This is a genomic window from Stenotrophomonas sp. TWI809 (assembly GCF_039673205.1).
In the GTDB taxonomy this organism is placed as follows: Bacteria; Pseudomonadota; Gammaproteobacteria; order Xanthomonadales; family Xanthomonadaceae; genus Stenotrophomonas.
Genome location: NZ_JBDJLE010000002.1, coordinates 70,266 through 89,303 on the forward strand (window position 1 = coordinate 70,266; position 19,038 = coordinate 89,303).

17 protein-coding genes are annotated in these 19,038 nt (G+C 67.8%); 7 read left to right on the forward strand and 10 right to left on the reverse strand.

The window, feature by feature from the left end:
- Nucleotide 1 precedes the first annotated feature (1 nt).
- Entirely contained in the window at nucleotides 2-1,093 is a 1,092-nt protein-coding gene (locus ABE472_RS02060) for a PA0069 family radical SAM protein (RefSeq protein WP_088435273.1), read from the forward strand.
- Between the two features lie 101 nt (nucleotides 1,094-1,194).
- The gene (locus ABE472_RS02065) at nucleotides 1,195-1,560 is read left to right on the forward strand and encodes a hypothetical protein (protein WP_346465276.1); all 366 of its coding nucleotides are present in this window, start codon (nucleotides 1,195-1,197) and stop codon (nucleotides 1,558-1,560) included.
- Here the strand turns inward: ABE472_RS02065 and ABE472_RS02070 are convergent, their stop codons facing one another.
- From ABE472_RS02070 to ABE472_RS02080, 3 genes are all read right to left on the reverse strand, one after another.
- A complete protein-coding gene (locus ABE472_RS02070; RefSeq protein ID WP_346465431.1) occupies nucleotides 1,561-2,271 on the reverse strand; it encodes a 2OG-Fe(II) oxygenase in 711 nt (236 codons plus the stop codon).
- 109 nt (nucleotides 2,272-2,380) lie between these two features.
- Entirely contained in the window at nucleotides 2,381-3,397 is a 1,017-nt protein-coding gene (locus ABE472_RS02075; protein WP_070474199.1) for a class 1 fructose-bisphosphatase, read from the reverse strand.
- Between the two features lie 167 nt (nucleotides 3,398-3,564).
- Nucleotides 3,565-4,767, reverse strand: coding sequence for an amino acid aminotransferase (locus ABE472_RS02080; protein ID WP_070474201.1), 1,203 nt, complete (start codon nucleotides 4,765-4,767; stop codon nucleotides 3,565-3,567).
- A 176-nt stretch (nucleotides 4,768-4,943) separates the two neighbouring features.
- Here ABE472_RS02080 and ABE472_RS02085 point away from each other — a divergent pair, with 176 nt between their 5' ends.
- Complete coding sequence (locus ABE472_RS02085; protein ID WP_346465279.1) at nucleotides 4,944-7,070, forward strand: TonB-dependent receptor; 2,127 nt, start codon at nucleotides 4,944-4,946, stop codon at nucleotides 7,068-7,070.
- 10 nt (nucleotides 7,071-7,080) lie between these two features.
- Here the strand turns inward: ABE472_RS02085 and ABE472_RS02090 are convergent, their stop codons facing one another.
- Nucleotides 7,081-7,422: a hypothetical protein gene (locus ABE472_RS02090; protein ID WP_102788774.1), complete on the reverse strand. Its 342-nt coding sequence runs from the start codon at nucleotides 7,420-7,422 to the stop codon at nucleotides 7,081-7,083.
- Nucleotides 7,423-7,566: 144 nt separating this feature from the next.
- Here ABE472_RS02090 and ABE472_RS02095 point away from each other — a divergent pair, with 144 nt between their 5' ends.
- From ABE472_RS02095 to ligD, 3 genes are all read left to right on the forward strand, one after another.
- Nucleotides 7,567-7,962, forward strand: coding sequence for a hypothetical protein (locus ABE472_RS02095; protein ID WP_313210543.1), 396 nt, complete (start codon nucleotides 7,567-7,569; stop codon nucleotides 7,960-7,962).
- A gap of 95 nt (nucleotides 7,963-8,057) precedes the next feature.
- On the forward strand, nucleotides 8,058-8,999 hold the full coding sequence (locus ABE472_RS02100) for a Ku protein (RefSeq protein WP_346465282.1): 942 nt from the start codon (nucleotides 8,058-8,060) through the stop codon (nucleotides 8,997-8,999).
- Between the two features lie 6 nt (nucleotides 9,000-9,005).
- A complete protein-coding gene (gene ligD / locus ABE472_RS02105; RefSeq protein WP_346465284.1) occupies nucleotides 9,006-11,591 on the forward strand; it encodes a DNA ligase D in 2,586 nt (861 codons plus the stop codon).
- Here ligD and ABE472_RS02110 read toward each other — a convergent pair whose 3' ends face one another.
- The 4 genes from ABE472_RS02110 to adh form a co-directional block, all read right to left on the reverse strand.
- Entirely contained in the window at nucleotides 11,592-11,987 is a 396-nt protein-coding gene (locus tag ABE472_RS02110; RefSeq protein ID WP_102788777.1) for a hypothetical protein, read from the reverse strand. It abuts the gene before it with no gap.
- Between the two features lie 56 nt (nucleotides 11,988-12,043).
- Nucleotides 12,044-12,421 (reverse strand): DUF779 domain-containing protein, encoded by a 378-nt coding sequence (locus ABE472_RS02115; protein WP_346465286.1) that lies wholly within the window; start codon nucleotides 12,419-12,421, stop codon nucleotides 12,044-12,046.
- Between the two features lie 81 nt (nucleotides 12,422-12,502).
- Nucleotides 12,503-13,531, reverse strand: coding sequence for an alcohol dehydrogenase AdhP (gene adhP, locus ABE472_RS02120; RefSeq protein ID WP_346465289.1), 1,029 nt, complete (start codon nucleotides 13,529-13,531; stop codon nucleotides 12,503-12,505).
- 83 nt (nucleotides 13,532-13,614) lie between these two features.
- Nucleotides 13,615-15,144: an aldehyde dehydrogenase gene (gene adh / locus ABE472_RS02125; RefSeq protein ID WP_313210554.1), complete on the reverse strand. Its 1,530-nt coding sequence runs from the start codon at nucleotides 15,142-15,144 to the stop codon at nucleotides 13,615-13,617.
- A 239-nt stretch (nucleotides 15,145-15,383) separates the two neighbouring features.
- On the opposite strand from adh, the gene ABE472_RS02130 reads away from it, so the two are divergent.
- Complete coding sequence (locus tag ABE472_RS02130) at nucleotides 15,384-17,267, forward strand: sigma-54-dependent Fis family transcriptional regulator (RefSeq protein ID WP_346465291.1); 1,884 nt, start codon at nucleotides 15,384-15,386, stop codon at nucleotides 17,265-17,267.
- A 19-nt stretch (nucleotides 17,268-17,286) separates the two neighbouring features.
- Here ABE472_RS02130 and eda read toward each other — a convergent pair whose 3' ends face one another.
- Together eda and ABE472_RS02140 are read right to left on the reverse strand one after the other, a co-directional pair.
- Entirely contained in the window at nucleotides 17,287-17,925 is a 639-nt protein-coding gene (gene eda / locus ABE472_RS02135; protein ID WP_346462781.1) for a bifunctional 4-hydroxy-2-oxoglutarate aldolase/2-dehydro-3-deoxy-phosphogluconate aldolase, read from the reverse strand.
- Nucleotides 17,912-18,928 (reverse strand): sugar kinase, encoded by a 1,017-nt coding sequence (locus ABE472_RS02140; protein ID WP_346465292.1) that lies wholly within the window; start codon nucleotides 18,926-18,928, stop codon nucleotides 17,912-17,914. The genes eda and ABE472_RS02140 overlap by 14 nt, the downstream gene beginning before the upstream one ends.
- Between the last annotated feature and the right edge of the window lie 110 nt (nucleotides 18,929-19,038).

The following is a 19,038-nucleotide window of genomic DNA, read 5'->3' on the forward strand; positions in this document are numbered from 1 at the left end:
GATGGGTATTGCGATCAAAGGCCGGGGCTCCCGCACGCACCTGGCGGGCCGTTTCGAGGTCACCGTCAGCGAAGCGATGGACGACGGCTGGGCGCCGGATGAGAGTGAAGAGTTCGCTGCCCCGCGCCTGCGCACCGAAGTCCGTGCCGAGACCGCGCGCAGCATCATCAGCCGCAACAAGTCGCCGGACGTCGGCTTCAGCCAGTCGGTCAATCCGTACCGCGGCTGCGAGCACGGGTGCTCGTACTGCTTCGCCCGACCCTCGCACGCCTATCTCAATCTCTCGCCCGGGCTGGACTTCGAGACCAAGCTGTTCGCCAAGACCAATGCGCCGCAACTGCTGCGCAAGGAGTTTTCGCGCCCCGGCTACGTGCCGCAGCCGATCGCGCTGGGCATCAACACCGACGCCTACCAGCCGATCGAGCGCAAGCTCAAACTGACCCGCCAGCTGATCGAGGTGATGCTCGAAACGCAGCACCCGTTCTCGTTGATCACCAAGAACGCGCTGGTCGAGCGCGACATCGACCTGCTCGCACCGTTGGCGGAAAAGCACCTGGTCAGCGTGCACTTCTCGGTGACCTCGCTGGACCCGCATCTGTCGGCAAAGCTGGAACCTCGCGCCTCGGCCCCGCATGCACGGTTGCGCGCGATGCGTCGCCTGAGCGATGCCGGCATCCCGGTCGGGGTAATGGTCGCGCCGGTGATCCCGTGGATCAACGATGCCGAACTGGAAGCCGTGCTTGAGGCCGCCCACGATGCCGGTGCCTCCACCGCCGGCTACGTGCTGCTCCGGCTGCCGCTGGAAGTGGCGCCGCTGTTCCGCGACTGGCTCGACACCCACCACCCGGACCGCGCCACGCACGTGATGAGCACCATCAACCAGCTGCGCGGTGGCAAGGATTACAACAGCCAGTTCGGCACGCGCATGCGCGGCGAAGGCGTCTACGCCGATCTGCTGTCCAACCGTTTCAAGCTGGCCCGCAAGCGGCTGGGCTTCGATGCGCAGCACAGCCACTGGCCGAAACTGGACTGCACCCGCTTCCTGCGGCCGCTGCCCCCGCGGGTGGACTCACCGCAGGGCTCGTTGTTCTGATCAGCCCCCGATGGACTTTAGGGCGCGCCCGACCAACAATCGGGCCAAGGCACCGCGCCGCGGTGGTCTGACGTCCATATCGGATATCCAGGGGGAACCACATGTCATCGGCAGCCACCTCGGCCGCGTCGAACGCGGCCAACATCGCGATCAATGCCGCCATCACCGCAGCGGTGCAGCAGCAGCGCGACGCGTTGATCGCACACTTCACCGGCCATCAGGCGCTGTCTCCGCAGAGCGCGATCGCGGCCGACACCATCGACCCGGCACTCCATGCGCCACTGAAGTACTACCGCGACAACGGCGTCATCCGCGACGCAGGCGGTGATCGTCTCTATCTCGATCTGGACGTGCTGGCCGGGTTGAAGGCGAAGGCGAAGCGCACCGGGCGCAATGTGCTGATCACGGTGATGGTGTTGGCGGCGGTAGTGGTGGTCGGTGCTGTGTTGCTGGTGTCGGCGCGCTGATCAATTCCCACCAAACAATTTCTGCGCACTCTGGAAAAGAATCCAGCTCGTCGCAATGAACTTGTCCCCACCCTGCGGCCGGTTGCCCCGGTGCGTGTGGGTAAACGCGGTCGGTGCGATCAACAGGCTGCCCGTGCGCGGTGCGACCTTGCGGCCCTGGAACAGGAACTCGGTTTCGCCGGCATCGAAATCGTCATTGAGGTAGAGCGTCCACAGCAGGTGGCGGTGCAGCGTTTCGCCGGCCGGATCGCGTGGGTACAGCTCGCAGTGCCAGTACGGATAGCCGCCCTCGCCCGCCGCATACCATTGCAGATTGATGGCACCGGGCCGCAGGCAGGTGCGGGCCAGGTCGGACAGCGTGGCGTCGTCCATGTCGGGGAAATCCTCGGCCGCCAACCGGCGCGGTTGGCCCTGGCTGTCCTGGATCTGCAACATCAATGGCGAGATCAGGGCCTGTGGATAACGGCGTAGATAAGTCAGCAAACCCTTGAAAACCGCCTGCTGCAGCACTGCTTCGGCCTGCCGCCACTCGGGGCGCCCGCTGATGCGAAGATCCTTGCTGTGCTTGAGTTCCGGGAACACACCGCTGCCCACTTCGCCCGGATGCAACTGCGCACTGGATCGCATCTGGGCCTGCAGGGCCGCGCAGACCTCGTTGGGGACGGCGTTGTGGATTACTTCGATGAAATCGAGCGGCGCGTCGGCAGTCATGGGTTCATCCGTGGGCACGAATGGCCGATGGTGAACGCTGCCGTGGCCGATGTCACGCCGTTGCCACGTATCAACAGGGCTGACCGGATGGCCAGCCCTGTGTAGCAAATCAACCCGCCGCGCTGTCGTGTTCGCGGTGGTAACGGGTGGCTTCTTCCACTTCATTGCGCGACCCGAGGAACACCGGCACGCGCTGGTGCAGCTGATCGGGCTGGATGTCGAGAATGCGCTTGCGGCCGGTGGTGGCGGCGCCGCCGGCCTGCTCGACCAGCAGGCCCATCGGGTTGGCTTCGTACATCAGGCGCAGCTTGCCGGCCTTGGAGGGATCCTTCGTGTCCCACGGGTAGATGAAGATGCCGCCGCGGGTCAGGATGCGATGCACGTCCGCCACCATGCTGGCGATCCAGCGCATGTTGAAGTTCTTGCCGCGCGCGCCTTCCTTGCCGGCCAGCAGGTCCTGCACGTAGCCCTGCATCGGGGCTTCCCAATGCCGCTGGTTGGACATGTTGATCGCGAATTCCTGGGTGTCCGCCGGGATCTGCATGTCCGGCGTGGTCAGCACGAACTCGCCCTTCTCGCGGTCCAGGGTGAACGCGTGCGTGCCGTGGCCGACGGTGAGCACCATCTGCGTGCTCGGCCCGTAGATGCAGTAGCCGGCCGCAACCTGCGCGGTGCCCGGCTGCAGGAAGCTGGCATCGTTGGGCTGCTCGGTGCCCGGCGGGCAGCGCAGCACCGAGAAGATGGTGCCGACCGACACGTTGACGTCGATGTTGGAGCTGCCATCGAGGGGATCGAACAGCAGCAGGAAGTCACCGCGCGGGTAGGTGTCGGGCACCGGCTGGCAGTGATCCATTTCTTCCGAGGCGCAGGCGGCGAGATGGCCGCCCCAGGCGTTGGCTTCCAGCAGGATCTCGTTGCTGATCACGTCCAGCTTCTTCTGCGCCTCGCCCTGCACGTTGCCGGTACCGGCTTCGCCGAGCACACCGCCCAGCGCGCCCTTGCTGACCGCGATGGAGATGCTGGTGCAGGCGCGGGCGACAACAGCGATCAGCTGGCGCAGATCGGCGTTGATGCGGCCGGCATGTTGCTCTTCGATCAGATAGCGGGTCAGCGACGTCTGGGACATGGAATCAGGCGGCCTTCAGAGGAGAAGCGCCTATTGTCGCCCTTCGCCGGAGCCATTACGAGGCGCGGGCCGCCGTAACCGTTCCCACCGCGCGCAACGCGCTGCCGGCGCGGCAAAGAAAAACGGCCGCACAGGGCGGCCGTTCTGCTTCACAGGAGCACTACTGCTCAGCCCTTGCTGACGGTCGCCACGGCCTTGGCCACGTATGCCAGGTTGCCCTGGTTGAGTGCGGCCACGCAGATGCGACCGGTGCCGACGGCGTAGATCGCGAACTCGTCGCGCAGGCGGTCCACCTGGGCGCGGCTCAGGCCCGAGTACGAGAACATCCCGGCCTGGTCGTTGATGAAGGCGTACTCCGGTGCGCCGGCGGCGACCAGGTTCTCCACCAGACCATGGCGCAGGGCGTGGATACGCTCACGCATCTCGGTCAGTTCCGCTTCCCACACCTGGCGCAACTCAACGCTGTTGAGCACGCCGGCCACCAGTGCCGCACCGTGGTTGGACGGGCTGGAGTAGATCGTGCGGATGATGCGCTTGACCTGCGACTGCACGGCCTTGGCCGCGTTCGCGTCCGGGGCGACCACCGACAGCGCGCCAATGCGCTCGCCATACAGCGAGAACGACTTTGAGTACGAGTTGGCGACCACGAAGCTGTCGATGCCGGCCTCGGCGATGATGCGCACGGCGGCGCCGTCTTCGCTGATGCCCTTGTCGAAGCCCTGGTAGGCCATGTCGATGAACGGGAACAGCTGGCGGTCCTTCAACAGCTCGGCCACCTGCTTCCACTGCGCGACGGTGAGGTCGGCACCGGTCGGGTTGTGGCAGCACGCGTGCAGCAGCACCACGGTGCCCGGCTGCAGCTTGCCGAGGTCGGCCAGCATGCCGTCAAAGTCCACGCCATGGGTGGCGGCATCGAAGTAGGTGTAATCGACCACCTCGAAGCCGGCCGCGCCGAACACCGCGCGATGGTTTTCCCAGCTCGGGTTGCTGATGGCGATGGTGGCGTGTGGCAACAGCTTGTGCAGCAGGTCCGCGCCGATGCGCAGCGCACCGCTGCCGCCGATGGTCTGCGAGGTGGCCACGCGACCTGCGGCCAGCAGCGGCGAATCCTTGCCGAAGACCAGCTCGCGGGTGGCCTGGTTGTAGGCCGGCAGACCGTCGATCGGCAGGTAGCCGCGCGGTTTGGCGTCAGTGGCCAGCTGCTGTTCGATCGTGTTCACGGCGCGGAGCAGCGGGATGCGGCCGCTCTCGTCGTAATAGATGCCCACGCCCAGGTTGACCTTGATCGGGCGGCTGTCGGCGTTGTAAGCCTCGGTCAGGCCCAGGATCGGGTCGCCTGGGACCAGTTCCACATTTGCAAAGAAGGACACGGCGGTACTCATTCGGATGACGGAAGGGGGAGGGTGGCGCGACGCGGAGTTGGCGGCAGAATCAGCCAAAACCGACCCATCGTAACAAAGCCCCGCCGAGGGCGCCGAGGCCGTCGTCACGTCGTCTTCCGTACCATGGCGTGCGGCACGCCCATTTACCGAGGATCCCGCCCCGCATGCTCCGTCTTACCCCGCTGGCCCGCCACTGTGCGCTGGCCTCGGCCGTGTTGCTGCCGTCGCTGGCGCAGGCCCAGAACACCCCCGCTCCCGCTGCCTCGATCGAGCGGCTGCCGACGGTCCAGGTCCAGGCCGCCCGCGTGGCGCAGGTGGCCGATATCGATCTGCCGGCCTCGCTGACCACGGTCTGGGTGGACGAGGACCGTACCGGCCCGCTGGCCCAGCTCTCCGAGGCCCTCAACGGCATCCCCGGGGTGGTCGCCCGCGATCGCCAGAACTACGCGCAGGACACCCAGCTCTCGATCCGTGGCTTCGGCGCGCGCTCGACCTTCGGTGTGCGCGGCGTACGCGTGCTGGTGGACGGTGTGCCGGCCACCATGCCCGACGGCCAGGGCCAGCTCTCCCACGCCAGCCTGCTCTCGGCGCAGCGCGTGGAGGTGTTGCGCGGGCCGTTCTCGGCGCTGTACGGCAACTCGTCCGGTGGCGTGGTCCAGGTCTGGAGCGCGGATGGCGCCGAGGGCGACCCGTGGCGCCTGCGGCTGGATACCGGCAGCGACAACACTGTCAGCGCCGGCGCCCAGCTGCGCGGCGTGCAGGGGCCGATCCGCTACAACGTGGCCGCCAACCACTTCCGCACCGATGGTTGGCGCGATCACAGCCAGGCCCGGCGCGAGTCGGTCAACGCCCGGCTGGGCACCGATGTCGGCGGCGGCCAGCTGGATCTGGTCCTGAACTACTTCGATGCGCCCGACGCACAGGATCCGCTCGGCCTCACCCGCGCCCAGGTGCGCGAGAACCCGCGTCAGGCGACCGCGGTGGCTACCCAGTACAACACCCGCAAATCCGTGCGCCAGGCCCAGGCCGGGCTGGTCTTCACCCGAACGGAGGGCGCGCAGACCTGGCGTGCGATGGGCTATGCCGGCCAGCGCAGCGTGGAGCAGTACCTGGCGATCCCACCGGGGCCGCAGGCCAACCCGCTGCACGCCGGCGGGGTGATCGATCTGGACGGGGCCTATGGCGGCCTGGACGCGCGCTGGGCGTGGCACGGTGACTGGGTCGGCCGCCCGTTGGATGTGGTGATCGGTGCCAATGCTGACCGTCAGCAGCAGGATCGCCGCGGTTACGAGAACTTCGTGGGTGATCAGGTCGGTATCAAGGGCCGCCTGCGCCGCGACCAGAGCGACCGGGTCGAGAACGTGGACCAGTTCGCGCAGGCGTGGTGGCAGTGGGCACCGCGCTGGTCGTTGCTGCTCGGTGTGCGCCACAGCACCGTCCGTTTCCGCTCCAACGACCACTACATCACCGCCGGCAATCCGGACGACAGCGGATCGCGTCGCTACGAAGCGACCACGCCGGTGGCCGGCGTGGTGTTCCGCGCCAGCGATGCCTGGCGGCTGTACGCGTCGGCCGGACGTGGCTTCGAAACCCCGACCTTCAACGAGCTGGGCTATCGCGCCGATGGCCAGGCCGGGCTGGCGCTGGATCTCTCGGCCGCCCGCAGCCGCAACCTGGAAGTCGGCAGCAAGTGGCATGGGCGCAGTGGCGCCCAGATCGAGGCGGCGCTGTTCCGCGCCGATACCGATGACGAGCTGGCCGTGGCGAGCAACAGCGGCGGCCGCAGCACCTACCGCAACATCGGCCGCACGCGCCGGCAGGGCGCGGAGGCCAGCTATGTGCAGCCGCTGGGCGCGCAGACGGATCTTTCGCTGGCCTACACCTGGATCGAAGCCACCGTGCGTGATCCGTATGCGCTGTGCGCGGCCGCTGGATGCAACACGGTGACCTCCGGCTCACGCCTGCCGGGTGTACCCAGGCAGCAGTGGAACGCGCGGGTGCAGTACCGCCCGGGCCCGTGGCAGTGGGCCGCCGAGGTGGTGGCCTCCAGCGACACCGTGGTCAACGATCTGGCCACCGACAGCGCGCCGGGCTATGCCCTGTTGAACCTGGAGGTATCGCGGCGCTGGACTACCGCGCAGGGCACGCTGCGTGCTTTCGCCCAAGTCGACAATGCGCTGGACCAGCGCTACATCGGCTCGGTGATCGTCAACGACGGCAACCAGCGCTTCTTCGAACCCGGCCCGGACCGCCGCTACAACGTGGGCCTGCAGTGGCAGTGGGCGCCCTGACCCAAGGGACTTACCTGGGCGGCTTGGCCGGGACGAAGGGTGAGGTCGGGTCGCTGGCCGGGAACGTCTCTTCCAGCGCCTCGTCCTGGTTGTCGCTGGCGTGTTCCTTGCGCTGGCGGCGCTGGTATTCATCTTCGCGGCGATGATGACCGGCCGGGCCTTTCTCGCCGGCCGCCGAATCCTTGCGGTCGCGCGGGACCGGATCCGGCGTGACCGCCACCGGCAGGTGATCGGGTGCGTCGTCGGGCACGGACATGCCGGCGCCGCGGTCTTCGGCGTCCTGGTTGTCATGTTTGGCGCGCTGCTCGCCGGGGACCGGGGCGGTGGCGTCGCGCAGGGGATCGCGGGGCATGGGAGTTCTCCAGTTGCTGTACGCCCCACTACAGCGCGGGGCGGGTGAAGTCGCTGCGAATCCCGCCGCATCAACGAATCTGTCACGGCTGGATAACGGCGGCGGGACTATTCCTGCCTGCCCCGCCGCTGTCGGAGTCGTGTCATGCCCCGCCTGGACCGCCGTGCCGCACCCGCGTTGTTCAACGCCTACCTGCAGCCGGAACGGAGCGGGCGCCGTGCGCGCCGCGACCGCGCCGAGGACGCGCAGGCGATCGCACAGGACTACCTGCAGTACATGCGCAGCGATTATGAGCAGCGCCGCAGCCACGGCCGCCGCAGCTGGCGCGACCTGTATCCGGCCTACGCCTTCGCGCTGACCACCCACTACGCGGACTGGCCGCGCGGTGCCGATGACACCGATGGTGAGCTCGCCGAGCACTGGGAACAGATGCGCGGGCAGTCGCGGCTGGGCTGGCACCAGGCCCGCGCCGTGGTCGAAGACGCGTGGCTGGCCCTGGACCACATGCCGGCGGCGGCGGTGCACGGCCTGCTGCAGTAGCCGCGGCGTGCAGCCGGCCTGCACAGCCCGGACACAGGCGTTTCACGTGCTGCGCGGTACAGCTGCCCTCCCTGAAGTGTTGGAGTGGCGCCACCATGGCCCGACCGATCTGGACCGGCACGCTGTCATTCGGGCTGCTCAATGTCCCGGTGTCGCTGATGTCCGGCGAACGCAATGTGGATCTGCACTTCCGGATGCTGGATTCGCGCGACCGCAAACCGATCCGCTTCGAGCGCGTCAACGCGGATACCGGCGAAGAAGTGCCTTGGAAGGATATCGTCAAAGCCTACGAGTACGACAAGGGCAGCTACGTCGTATTGGAAGAAGACGACATCCGCTCGGCCGCGCCGGAAAGTCATGAAGCGGTGGAGGTGGAGACCTTCGTCGATGCCGGCACGATCGATCCGCGCTACTACGAGAAGCCCTACCTGCTGGTGCCCGCCAAGAAAGCCGAGAAAGGCTACGTGCTGCTGCGCGAAACGTTGCGCAGCACCGGCAAGGTCGGCATCGCGCGGGTCGTGGTGCGCACCCGCGAGTACCTGTGCGCGGTGATGCCGCACGGCGACGCGCTGGTGCTGATGATCCTGCGCTATCCGCAGGAACTGGTGGACCCGGAAGACTACAAGCTGCCCAGCGGCAGCCTGGCCAAGTACCGGATCAACAGCAAGGAAACGGCCATGGCCGAGCAGCTGATCGAGTCGATGTCCGGCGAGTGGAAGCCGGACGAGTACCACGATGAGTTCCGCGAGCGCCTGCACACGCTGCTGAAGAAGCGGATCAAGGCCAAGGGCGGCACCACCAAGGTGGAGGAAGAGCCGGTCCCGCGCGAGGATGATGCGACCAACGTGGTCGACTTCATGTCGCTGCTGCAGAAGAGCCTGGATGCCAAGAAGCGCACGCCGGCTGCCAAAAAGACAGCGGCGAAGAAGGCCACGGCCAAGGTCGCCAAACCCACGGCGGCCAAAAAGGCGACCAAGACAGCAGGCAAGGCGACCAAGAAAACCACCAAGCGTGCACCCGCGCGCAAAGCCGGGTAAGCCCACGTGTCCTTGCAGGAATACCGCCGCAAACGTCGTTTCGACGGCACCCCCGAGCCGGACGCCGAGCGCCGCGGTGCGCCGGCGCGCCGGCCGATCTTCGTCGTGCAGCTGCACCACGCCAGTTCGCGCCATTATGATTTCCGGCTGGAAGCCGATGGCGTGCTCAAGAGCTGGGCGGTACCCAAAGGCCCCTCGCTGCGCGTCGGCGAAAAACGGCTTGCGGTGGAGGTCGAGGATCACCCGCTGTCCTACGCGACCTTTGCCGGCGACATCCCCAGTGGCCACTACGGCGCCGGGCATGTGGACGTCTACGACCACGGCACCTGGGCCTGCGATGGCGATCCGCTGGAGGCGATCGCGGCCGGCAAGGTGGACTTCGTGCTGCACGGTGAGCGGCTCAAGGGTGGCTGGAAACTGGTGCGCACCGCGATGAAGGGCAAGCAGCACCAGTGGCTGCTGATCAAACGCGATGACGAGGAGGCCAGGGATATGGAGGCTGATGATCTGTTGGAGGCACCGCCCAAGGCAGGCAAGCGCGCAAGCGCGACGAAGGTTGCCGCTGCCAACGCCAGCAAAGCTGCCCCAGCAAGGAAGACCGCGCCGGCCAAGGCCGCGACAGGTAGCCCCGCACGCAAGGCCGAACGCAAGGCCGATGCGCGCTGGTCCAAGCGCGCGCTGGCCCTGCAGGGCGCTCGCACAACGCCCTACCCACATGACTTCAAGCCCCAGCTGACCGATCACCGTGCCACCGCACCGGACGGCGAGCAGTGGCTGCACGAGATCAAATGGGACGGCTATCGCCTGCTGGCCGATGTGCGCGATGGCGTGGTGTCGCTGCGCTCACGCGGCGGGTTGAACTGGACCGACGATTTCCCCGAGGTGGTGCAGGCGATCGAGCGGCTGCCGGTGCGCGATCTGCGCCTGGACGGTGAGCTGGTGGTGCTGGATGCGCAGGGCCGCAGCGACTTCACTGCATTGCAGAAGGTCATCGATGGCACCGCCAAACAGCCGCTGCGCTATGTGGTGTTCGACATGCCCGGCATCGCCGGGGTGGATGTCAGCCGGGTGCCGCTGCTGGCGCGCAAGGCGCTGCTCAAGGACCTGCTGGGCAGCAAGCCGGACACCCTGGCCTACAGCGACCATGTGCGCGACCACGGCCCGGCGGTGTTCGCCGCCAGTGGCGAGGCCGGGTTCGAAGGCATCATCAGCAAGCGGATCGATGCGCCCTATGTCAACGCACGCTCACGCGACTGGATCAAGATCAAGCACGAGAACACCGATGAGTTCCTCATCGTCGGCTATACCGAACCGAAGGGATCGCGCAGTGGCTTCGGCTCGCTGCTGATGGCCACCCCGGACAAGCGCGGATTGCGTTATGTCGGCCGCGTCGGCACGGGCTTCGACGATGCCGCGCTGCGCGCGCTGACCAGGCAGCTGACCCCGCTGACGGTGAAGGACGCAGTGGTCGAGCTGCCTGCGCATGTGCCGTTCACCGCACGCAGCGTGCACTGGGTGACGCCGGTGCTGGTGGCGGAGGTCGCGTTCCGTGGATGGGCCAAGGAAGGGTTGCTGCGCCAGGCCAGCTTCAAGCGGCTGCGCGAGGACAAACACGCCAAGGATCTGGGCGCCACAGCTACTGCCGTCTCCCCTACCGTCTCCACTACCGCGGCCTCCGCCACCCCGGCCGGAACGCGCGGGCGAAAGAAGGCAGCTACGGCCGCGCAGGACGAGAGCACCGTGACGATCAGCCATCCCGAGCGCGTGGTGTTCGCCAAGGCGAAGATCACCAAGGGCGAGGTGGCCGACTACTACCGCCGCATGGCGCGCTGGATCCTGCCCGAGGTGGCGCACCGCCCGCTGTCGGTGCTGCGCTGCCCGGACGGCGTGGACAAGCCCTGCTTCTTCCAGAAGCACCACGGCACCGGGCTGGGCGGTGCGGTCAAGGCGATCCCGCTGGAGCAGAAGAGCGGGCGCGAGGACTACCTCTACATCGAGGATGTGGAGGGCCTGCTGCAGCTGGTGCAGATGAACACCCTGGAGCTTCATCCCTGGGGCGCCACCGTCGAGGACCCCGAACATCCGGACCGGTTGGTGTTCGATCTGGATCCCGGCGAAGGCGTGAACTGGACGCAGATAAAGGCCGCCGCACGCGACGTGCGCGCGCGCCTGCAGGAAGCCGGGCTGGAGAGCTTCGTCCGGCTCTCCGGCGGCAAGGGCGTGCACGTGGTGGTGCCGCTGCAGCCCAAGGCCGACTGGGCGCAGGCCAAGGACTTCTGCGAGGCGTTTGCGCAGGCCATGTCCACCCAGGCACCGGATCGCTATGTGGCGACGATGAGCAAGGCCAAGCGCGACGGGGTGATCTTCATCGACTGGCTGCGCAATGCGCGCGGCGCCACCAGCGTGAGCTCGTGGTCGCTGCGGGCGCGGCCGGGTGCCGGCGTGGCGGTGCCACTGCGTTGGGAAGAACTGGGTCGCATCGCGGCGCCGGACGCCTTCCCGATGGCGAAGGCGCTGCAGCGCGCGGAGCGGCTGAAGCAGGACCCGTGGGAAGGCATGAAGCAGGTGAAGCAGGTGCTGCCGGGCAGCTGATCAGGCGCGCGCTGGCCGGAACCGCGTGCCTACCCACAGGCCCACGAATGCCTGCACCGGCAGCGAGACCAGCAGGATCACCACGAACCAGAACGGGAAATCGCTGCCGAAATCCCACGCGGTGTAGATCGATGCGGCCGCGATCACCGCCCACACCACGCCGCCGTGCACACGCGGCCAGGTGGGCGCATAACGGCTGGCAAAGGCGATCGCGGCGATGCCGCTGAGGATCGTCCAGGCCAGGTCCCAGGCCAGCTGCGGCTCGCCGCCCGGCGGAATGCGCAGCAACGGCACCAGCCACGAACCGAGGCTGTTGACCAGCACCATCACCGCGAACGCGAACACGACAGCCAGTACGGACAGCAGTGGATTCTTCAGGGCGGACCACACAGGCATGGCAGGGGCGTCACGGCGGGGGAGCCGCCATTATGGACGGGTTGCCGCGGCGTGGTTCAGACCCGCCCGGCTGCCTTGAGCCGCGCGAACTCCTCATCGCTGAACAAGCGCGAGCGGACCAGGAAGCGCACGCCCTCGCCGTTCTCCAGCGAAAACATGCCGCCCCGGCCGGGCACCACGTCGATGATCAGCTGGGTGTGCTTCCAGTATTCGAACTGCGCGGGGCTGATGTAGAACGGCGCCCCGCCGATCTCGCCCATGCGCACGTCACGGTCGCCCACGATGAAATCGCCCTGGGCGAAACACATCGGCGAGGAGCCGTCGCAGCAGCCACCGGACTGGTGGAACAGCAGGTCGCCGTGGCGGGCCTGCAATGTCTCGATCAGCTGGAGGGCCGGGAGCGTGGCCATTACCTGGAGCGGGAGGTCGGGCATGATCGGGGCTCTCCGAGCCGGCCAGCGGCCGGCACTACCGTGAAACAGGCGCTGCCGATGGGTCGGCAGCGCGCCGTGTGCTTACGCGCTCATGTCCAGTACCACGCGGCCTTCGATCTTGCCGGCCTGCATGCGCGCGAAGATGTCGTTGATGTTCTCCAGCGAATCGCTGGTGACCGTCGCGGCGACCTTGCCCTGCTCGGCGAATTCCAGCGATTCCTGCAGGTCCAGGCGGGTGCCGACGATCGAGCCACGCACGGTGATGCCGTTGAGCACCATGCCGAAGATGTCCAGCGGGAAGTTGCCCGGCGGCAGGCCGTTCAACGAGACCGTGCCACCGCGGCGGACCATGCCCAGTGCCTGCTCGAAGGCCTTCGGCGAGACGGCGGTGACCAGTGCGCCATGTGCCCCGCCGATCTCCTTCTTCAGGAACGCGGCCGGGTCGGTGTTGCGTGCGTTGACCGTGATCATCGCGCCCAGCCGCTCGGCCAGGGCGAGCTTGCCGTCGTCGATATCCACTGCCGCCACGTTCAGGCCCATCGCCTTGGCGTACTGCACAGCCATGTGGCCCAGCCCGCCGATGCCGGAAATCACCACCCACTGGCCCGGCTTCGTATCGGTGACCTTCAGGCCCTTGTAGACCGTGACGCCGGCGCACAGGATCGGCGCGACCTCGATGAAGCCCACACTCTTGGGCAGCAGCCCGACATACGCCGCGTTGGCCAGGGCGTACTCGGCGAACCCGCCGTTCACCGAGTAACCGGTGTTCTGCTGCGCCTCGCACAGCGTTTCCCAGCCGCCCAGGCAGTGCTCGCAATAGCCACAGGCCGAGTACAGCCACGGGATGCCGACGCGGTCGCCTTCGCGGATATGGCTGACCCCGGCGCCTACCGCCACCACGTGGCCAACGCCCTCGTGGCCGGGGATGAAGGGCGGATTGGGCTTGACCGGCCAGTCACCGTCCACCGCATGGAGGTCGGTATGGCACACGCCACAGGCTTCGATCTTCACCAGGATGTCGCCGGGCCCCGGACGCGGCACCTCGACTTCCTCGATACGCAACGGCTTTCCGAATTCGCGGACGACAGCGGCCTTCATGGTCTTGTTCATGCGTGGATCTCCGTGGATTGCCAATCACTGCACTGTGGCGCCGGCCGCATGCCGGCGCCTTGATCGGGATCAAGCCCGGGGGCTCAGAAGAAGCCCAGCTTCTTGGGCGAATAGCTGACCAGCAGGTTCTTGGTCTGCTGGTAGTGGTCGAGCATCATCTTGTGGTTCTCGCGGCCGATGCCCGACTGCTTGTAGCCACCGAAGGCGGCATGCGCCGGATAGGCGTGGTAGCAGTTGGTCCACACCCGCCCGGCCTGGATGCCGCGGCCCATGCGGTACAGGCGCGAGGCATCGCGGCTCCACACGCCGGCACCGAGGCCGTACAAGGTGTCGTTGGCCAGCTCCAGTGCTTCTTCCTCGGTCTTGAAGGTGGTCACCGAGACCACCGGCCCGAAGATTTCTTCCTGGAACACGCGCATCTTGTTGTGGCCCTTGAACACGGTCGGCTTCACGTAGAAGCCGCCGGCCAGGTCGCCGTCGAGGGTGGCCTGCTCGCCGCCGATCAGCACCTCCGCGCCTTCCTGCCGGCCGATGTCGAAGTAGGACAGAATCTTCTCCAGCTGCTCGGAGGAGGCCTGCGCACCGACCATCGTGTTGGGGTCCAGCGGGTTGCCCTGCTTGATCGCGGCCACGCGCTTGAGCGCACGTTCCATGAATCTGTCGTAGATCGATTCCTGGATCAGCGCGCGCGACGGGCAGGTGCACACCTCGCCCTGGTTGAAGGCGAACAGCACGAAGCCTTCGATGGCCTTGTCCAGGAAATCATCGTCCTCGGCCATCACATCGGCGAAGAAAATGTTGGGCGACTTGCCGCCCAGTTCCAGCGTCACCGGAATCAGGTTCTGGCTGGCGTACTGCATGATCAGCCGGCCGGTGGTGGTTTCACCGGTGAAGGCGATCTTGGCGATGCGCGGGTTGGACGCCAGCGGCTTGCCCGCCTCCACGCCGAAGCCGTTGACCACGTTGAGCACGCCGGCCGGCAGCAGGTCGCCGATCACCTCCATCAGCACCAGGATCGAGGCCGGGGTCTGCTCGGCCGGCTTGAGCACCACGCAGTTGCCGGCGGCCAGCGCCGGCGCCAGCTTCCAGGCGGCCATCAGCATCGGGAAATTCCACGGGATGATCTGCCCGACCACGCCGAGCGGCTCGTGGAAGTGGTAGGCGATGGTGTCCTTGTCGATCTCCGACAGGCTGCCTTCCTGCGCGCGCACCGCCCCGGCGAAGTAGCGGAAGTGGTCGGCCATCAGCGGGATGTCGGCGTTGAGCGTTTCGCGGATCGGCTTGCCGTTGTCCCAGGTCTCGGCATGGGCGAGCAGCTCGAGATTTTCTTCGATGCGGTCGGCGATCCGGTTGAGGATGTTGGCGCGCTCGGTGGTCGAGGTCTGGCCCCAGGCGGTCTTGGCCGCGTGGGCGGCGTCCAGCGCCGCTTCGATGTCCTCGGCGTTGGAGCGGGCGACCTCGGTGAACACCTTGCCGGTCACCGGCGTGGTGTTGTCGAAATACTGACCGCTGCGCGGCGCCACCCACTCCCCGCCGATGTAATTGCCGTAGCGCGGCTTGAAGATGGACTGCGGGTCGGTGGCGTGCGGCTTGGCGGACGTGACGGCATTCATGGGTGCATCTCCGGATGGCGGTGGACAGGCCCGGTAAGGGTCTGTTCCATGGCGCAAGGACGATGCCAGGTTCGACGTGGTGCGGTGCGACATGGCCTCACCCGGCACACCGATTGGGGATGCCCGCGGAAACTGGTGCGGTGCACCACCGCCGGTCATTGCACGGTAACGCCGGGTGTGGTGTTTATCGGAACAGGCCCCGCTACAACTGTCGCAGATTGCGACACTGGAGAATCCAGGTGTCCCAGCTCCCGCTCCAGCACCGTGTCGGCAATGCGCGACGCTCCTTTTTCGAGCGCGGCGCGGCGCCGGTCGGCATCGTGCCCGACACCATCCTGCAGTCGTGGCAGCGCTGCCAGCGCGGCGGGCTCTCGGTGGATGCACAGCCGGAGGTCGAACCGCTGCCGGACGCCCGCCTGCGCGAGCTGCGTCAGCGCCAGGAAACATTGTGGCGGTTGGCGCGGCCGGAGCTGGATGGCCTGGCCGCCGACATCGCCGCGACCGGCAGCATCGCGCTGCTCACCGACGAAGACGGCTGGATCCTGGATGCGGAGGGCAACCCGGGTTTCCTCGACAAGGCCGGGCGGGTGGCGTTGATGCCAGGCGTGCGCTGGGATGAAACCACGGTGGGCACCAATGCGATCGGCACCGCCATCGTCGAAGGTCGCTCGGTGGAGGTGCGTGGCGGTGAGCACTACTTCGCCCCGCACGCGATCCTGACCTGTTCGGCGACGCCGATCTTCGACCCGTACGGGCAGCGTGTGGGCGTGCTCGACATCTCCGGCGACGCGCGCCAGCAGCACCTGCACGCCCGTGTGCTGGCACGGCAGGCGGTGGCGCATATCGAGCACCGCTACTTCGAGGCGGGACTGGGCGATTGCGAGGTGGTCCGCCTGCATCACGACGCCGGCCTGCTCGGTACCGCGCGCGAAGGCGTGCTGGGCTTCCGCAATGGCCGCCTGGTGGCCGCCAACCGCGCCGGGCTGGCCCTGTTCGGTCTGGACCACGGCGACATCGGCAGGGCGCCCTACGCGGCGCTGTTCGATGGTCCGCTCTCGCGGCTGCACGATGATGGCGCGCTGGTTGATCGCCAGGGACGCGCGCTCTACGGCCACGTGAGCCCTGCCGGCAGCGCCACGGTCCGCTCGCCGCTGCCCGCGCGTCCGGCCGCCGCCGCACCCGCGCGTGCCGCCGGGGCAGCGGTGCGGGTGGATGCCAGCCCCCTGTTCGACGCCGCCCAGCAGCAGGTGCTCGAGCGCGCCTGCCGCGTGCTGGACGCGCAGTTGCCGGTGCTGCTGCAGGGCGAGACCGGCACCGGCAAGGAGGTGTTCGCACGCGAACTGCATCGGCGCAGCACGCGTGCCGACAAACCGTTCGTGGCGGTCAACTGCGCGGCGCTGCCGGAAGGGCTGATCGAAGCCGAGCTGTTCGGCTACGAGGAAGGGGCCTTCACCGGTGCGCGCAAGAGCGGCAATACCGGCCTGCTGCGCCAGGCCCAGGGCGGCGTGCTGTTCCTCGATGAGATCGGCGACATGCCGCTGGCGCTGCAGCCGCGCCTGCTGCGGGTGTTGCAGGAGCGCACGCTGTCACCGCTGGGCGGCGGCAAGCCGGTGCAACTGGATTTCGCCCTGATCTGCGCCACCCACCGCGATCTCGATGTGGCGATGACATCCGGTGACTTCCGCAGCGATCTCTACTACCGCATCGCCGATCACAGCGTGCGTCTGCCCGCCCTTCGCGAGCATGCCGACCGTGCGGCGCTGGTGCAGGGCCTGTGGCAACGCCTTGGCCAGGGCCGGCAACTGGAGTCCGCCGCGCTGGAGGCGCTGGCCGGGTATGCCTGGCCAGGCAATGTGCGGCAGTTGTGCTCGTGCCTGCGCACGCTGGTGGCGCTGAGCGATCCGGGCGAGGTGATCCTGCATGGGATGCTGCCGGCCTATCTGCACAGGGTGCACGCAGCGGTGATGCCATCCACGGCAGAGGGGCTGGAGGCGATGACCGAAACCGCCATGCGCGACGCGCTGCGCGCGAGCAACGGCAATGTCGCCGAGGCGGCGCGCGCGCTGGGCATCAGCCGCAGCACGCTGTATCGCCGCGTCGGCGCAACGGCCCGCCGCCACTGAGGCGGCAGGCCCTGCAGGCTCAGCCGACCAGCGCGGCCGAATCGCGTGCCAGCTGCTCGATGCCGGTCCAGTCCTTGGCCTGCAGCAGGGCCCGGGTGGTCAGCCAGGACCCGCCCACGCACAGCACGTTGGGCAGGTGGAGGAAATCGCGCGCGGTCTGCGCGCTGATGCCGCCGGTCGGGCAGAAGCGCACATCGCCGAACGGGCCGTTCCATGCCGAGAGCATGGCCGCGCCGCCGGCCTGCACGGCCGGGAAGAACTTGAAGGTATCCAGGCCGTGCTCCAGGCCGAGCATCAGCTCCGACGAGGTCGCCACGCCCGGCAGGAACGGCAGATCGGTATCGCGCGCGGCGGCGTACAGGCGCGGGGTCGCACCCGGCGATACCGCAAAGCGCCCGCCCACCTGCTTGACCTTCTCCATCTGCGCGGCGGTCAGCACGGTGCCGGCGCCGACCACGGCATCAGGCACCGCCTCCACCATGGCCTGGATCGCGTCCATCGCCATCGGCGTGCGCAGCGTCACTTCGATCACCGGCAGGCCGCCGTTGAACAGTGCGCGCGCGACCTCGACGGCATCGTCGACGTTTTCCGGGGTGAACACCGGAATCACCGGGGCCAGTTTCAGGACTGCGCGTACGCGTGGATCAGCGCCGGACATCGAATCGCTCCTCGCCCGTGAGGGCCATGATGTCAGCCTCGCTGACAGGGTTGAAGTCGCCGGGGATCGAGTGCTTCAGGCAGCCTGCGGCGAGGCCGAAACGCACGATCGCGTCTGGCGCGAAGCCGCGCATCATGCCATGCAGGATGCCGGCGGCGAAGGCGTCGCCACCGCCGATGCGGTCCACGATGCCGATCATTTTGCGGGTTGGCGCCACCGCGCGGGTGCCATCACGGCCGATCAGCATCGCCCCGAGTGCATGGTTGTCCACGCTGTGCGGGGTGCGCTGGGTGCAGGCCATCCACTGCAACCGCGGGAACGCGGCGAAGGCCTGCGCCGCGGCCGCATCGACGCGCTCACGCACATCGGCCTGCTCGAACGCACCCCCGAGCACCACGCCGATATCGCGGTAGTCAGCGAAGACGAGATCGGCGCAGGCGAACAATTCGCGCAGGATGCCAGGCGCATCGCCCTGCCAGCGCGCCCACAGCGACGGGCGGAAGTTGCCGTCGAAGGACACCTTCACGCCGCGCGCGCACGCCGCACGGGCTGCGGCCAGCGTGGCCTGGGCCATCGCCGGGTTGAGCGCCGGGCTGACCCCGGACAGGTGCAGCCAGTCGGCGCCGGCCAGCAGCGTGTCCCAGTCGTAGTCGGCGGGACTGCTGTTGGCGAAGGCCGAATCGGCGCGGTCGTAGACCACTTCACTGGCACGCTGCACGGCGCCGGTGGTCAGGAAGTACAGGCCCATCCGGCCGTCGGTGCGCCGCACGGCGGTGGTGTCCACGCCGTGGCGGCGCAGCTCGCCCAGCGCGAACTCGCCCAGCGGGTTGGACGGCACCGTGCTGACCGCCGCCACTGCATGCCCAAGATGGGCCAGCGAGACACCAACGTTGGCCTCCGCGCCCCCCGCGTGAACCGCCAACTGGCCGCGCTGCAGCAACAGCTCGCGGCCGGGGGCGCTCATGCGCAGCAACAACTCTCCGAAACAGACAACACGACTCATGGTCCTGGATCCTTGTGAGGGCCGCGGACGCCGCAAGGACGCCCAGCAGCAATGGCTAGCGGTGTCATTCTAGCGATGGACGCCGCCCCGTCCACCTGTCCCGAATGTCG

Bases quoted from the DNA above. Each gene is read 5' to 3' on its own strand.
- ABE472_RS02060 (WP_088435273.1), top strand. From the start codon at position 2: ATGGGTATTGCGATCAAAGGCCGGGGCTCCCGCACGCACCTGGCGGGC.
- ABE472_RS02065 (WP_346465276.1), top strand. From the start codon at position 1,195: ATGTCATCGGCAGCCACCTCGGCCGCGTCGAACGCGGCCAACATCGCG.
- ABE472_RS02070 (WP_346465431.1), bottom strand. From the start codon at position 2,271: ATGACTGCCGACGCGCCGCTCGATTTCATCGAAGTAATCCACAACGCC.
- ABE472_RS02075 (WP_070474199.1), bottom strand. From the start codon at position 3,397: ATGTCCCAGACGTCGCTGACCCGCTATCTGATCGAAGAGCAACATGCC.
- ABE472_RS02085 (WP_346465279.1), top strand. From the start codon at position 4,944: ATGCTCCGTCTTACCCCGCTGGCCCGCCACTGTGCGCTGGCCTCGGCC.
- ABE472_RS02090 (WP_102788774.1), bottom strand. From the start codon at position 7,422: ATGCCCCGCGATCCCCTGCGCGACGCCACCGCCCCGGTCCCCGGCGAG.
- ABE472_RS02095 (WP_313210543.1), top strand. From the start codon at position 7,567: ATGCCCCGCCTGGACCGCCGTGCCGCACCCGCGTTGTTCAACGCCTAC.
- ABE472_RS02100 (WP_346465282.1), top strand. From the start codon at position 8,058: ATGGCCCGACCGATCTGGACCGGCACGCTGTCATTCGGGCTGCTCAAT.
- ABE472_RS02110 (WP_102788777.1), bottom strand. From the start codon at position 11,987: ATGCCTGTGTGGTCCGCCCTGAAGAATCCACTGCTGTCCGTACTGGCT.
- ABE472_RS02115 (WP_346465286.1), bottom strand. From the start codon at position 12,421: ATGCCCGACCTCCCGCTCCAGGTAATGGCCACGCTCCCGGCCCTCCAG.
- adhP (WP_346465289.1), bottom strand. From the start codon at position 13,531: ATGAACAAGACCATGAAGGCCGCTGTCGTCCGCGAATTCGGAAAGCCG.
- adh (WP_313210554.1), bottom strand. From the start codon at position 15,144: ATGAATGCCGTCACGTCCGCCAAGCCGCACGCCACCGACCCGCAGTCC.
- eda (WP_346462781.1), bottom strand. From the start codon at position 17,925: ATGTCCGGCGCTGATCCACGCGTACGCGCAGTCCTGAAACTGGCCCCG.
- ABE472_RS02140 (WP_346465292.1), bottom strand. From the start codon at position 18,928: ATGAGTCGTGTTGTCTGTTTCGGAGAGTTGTTGCTGCGCATGAGCGCC.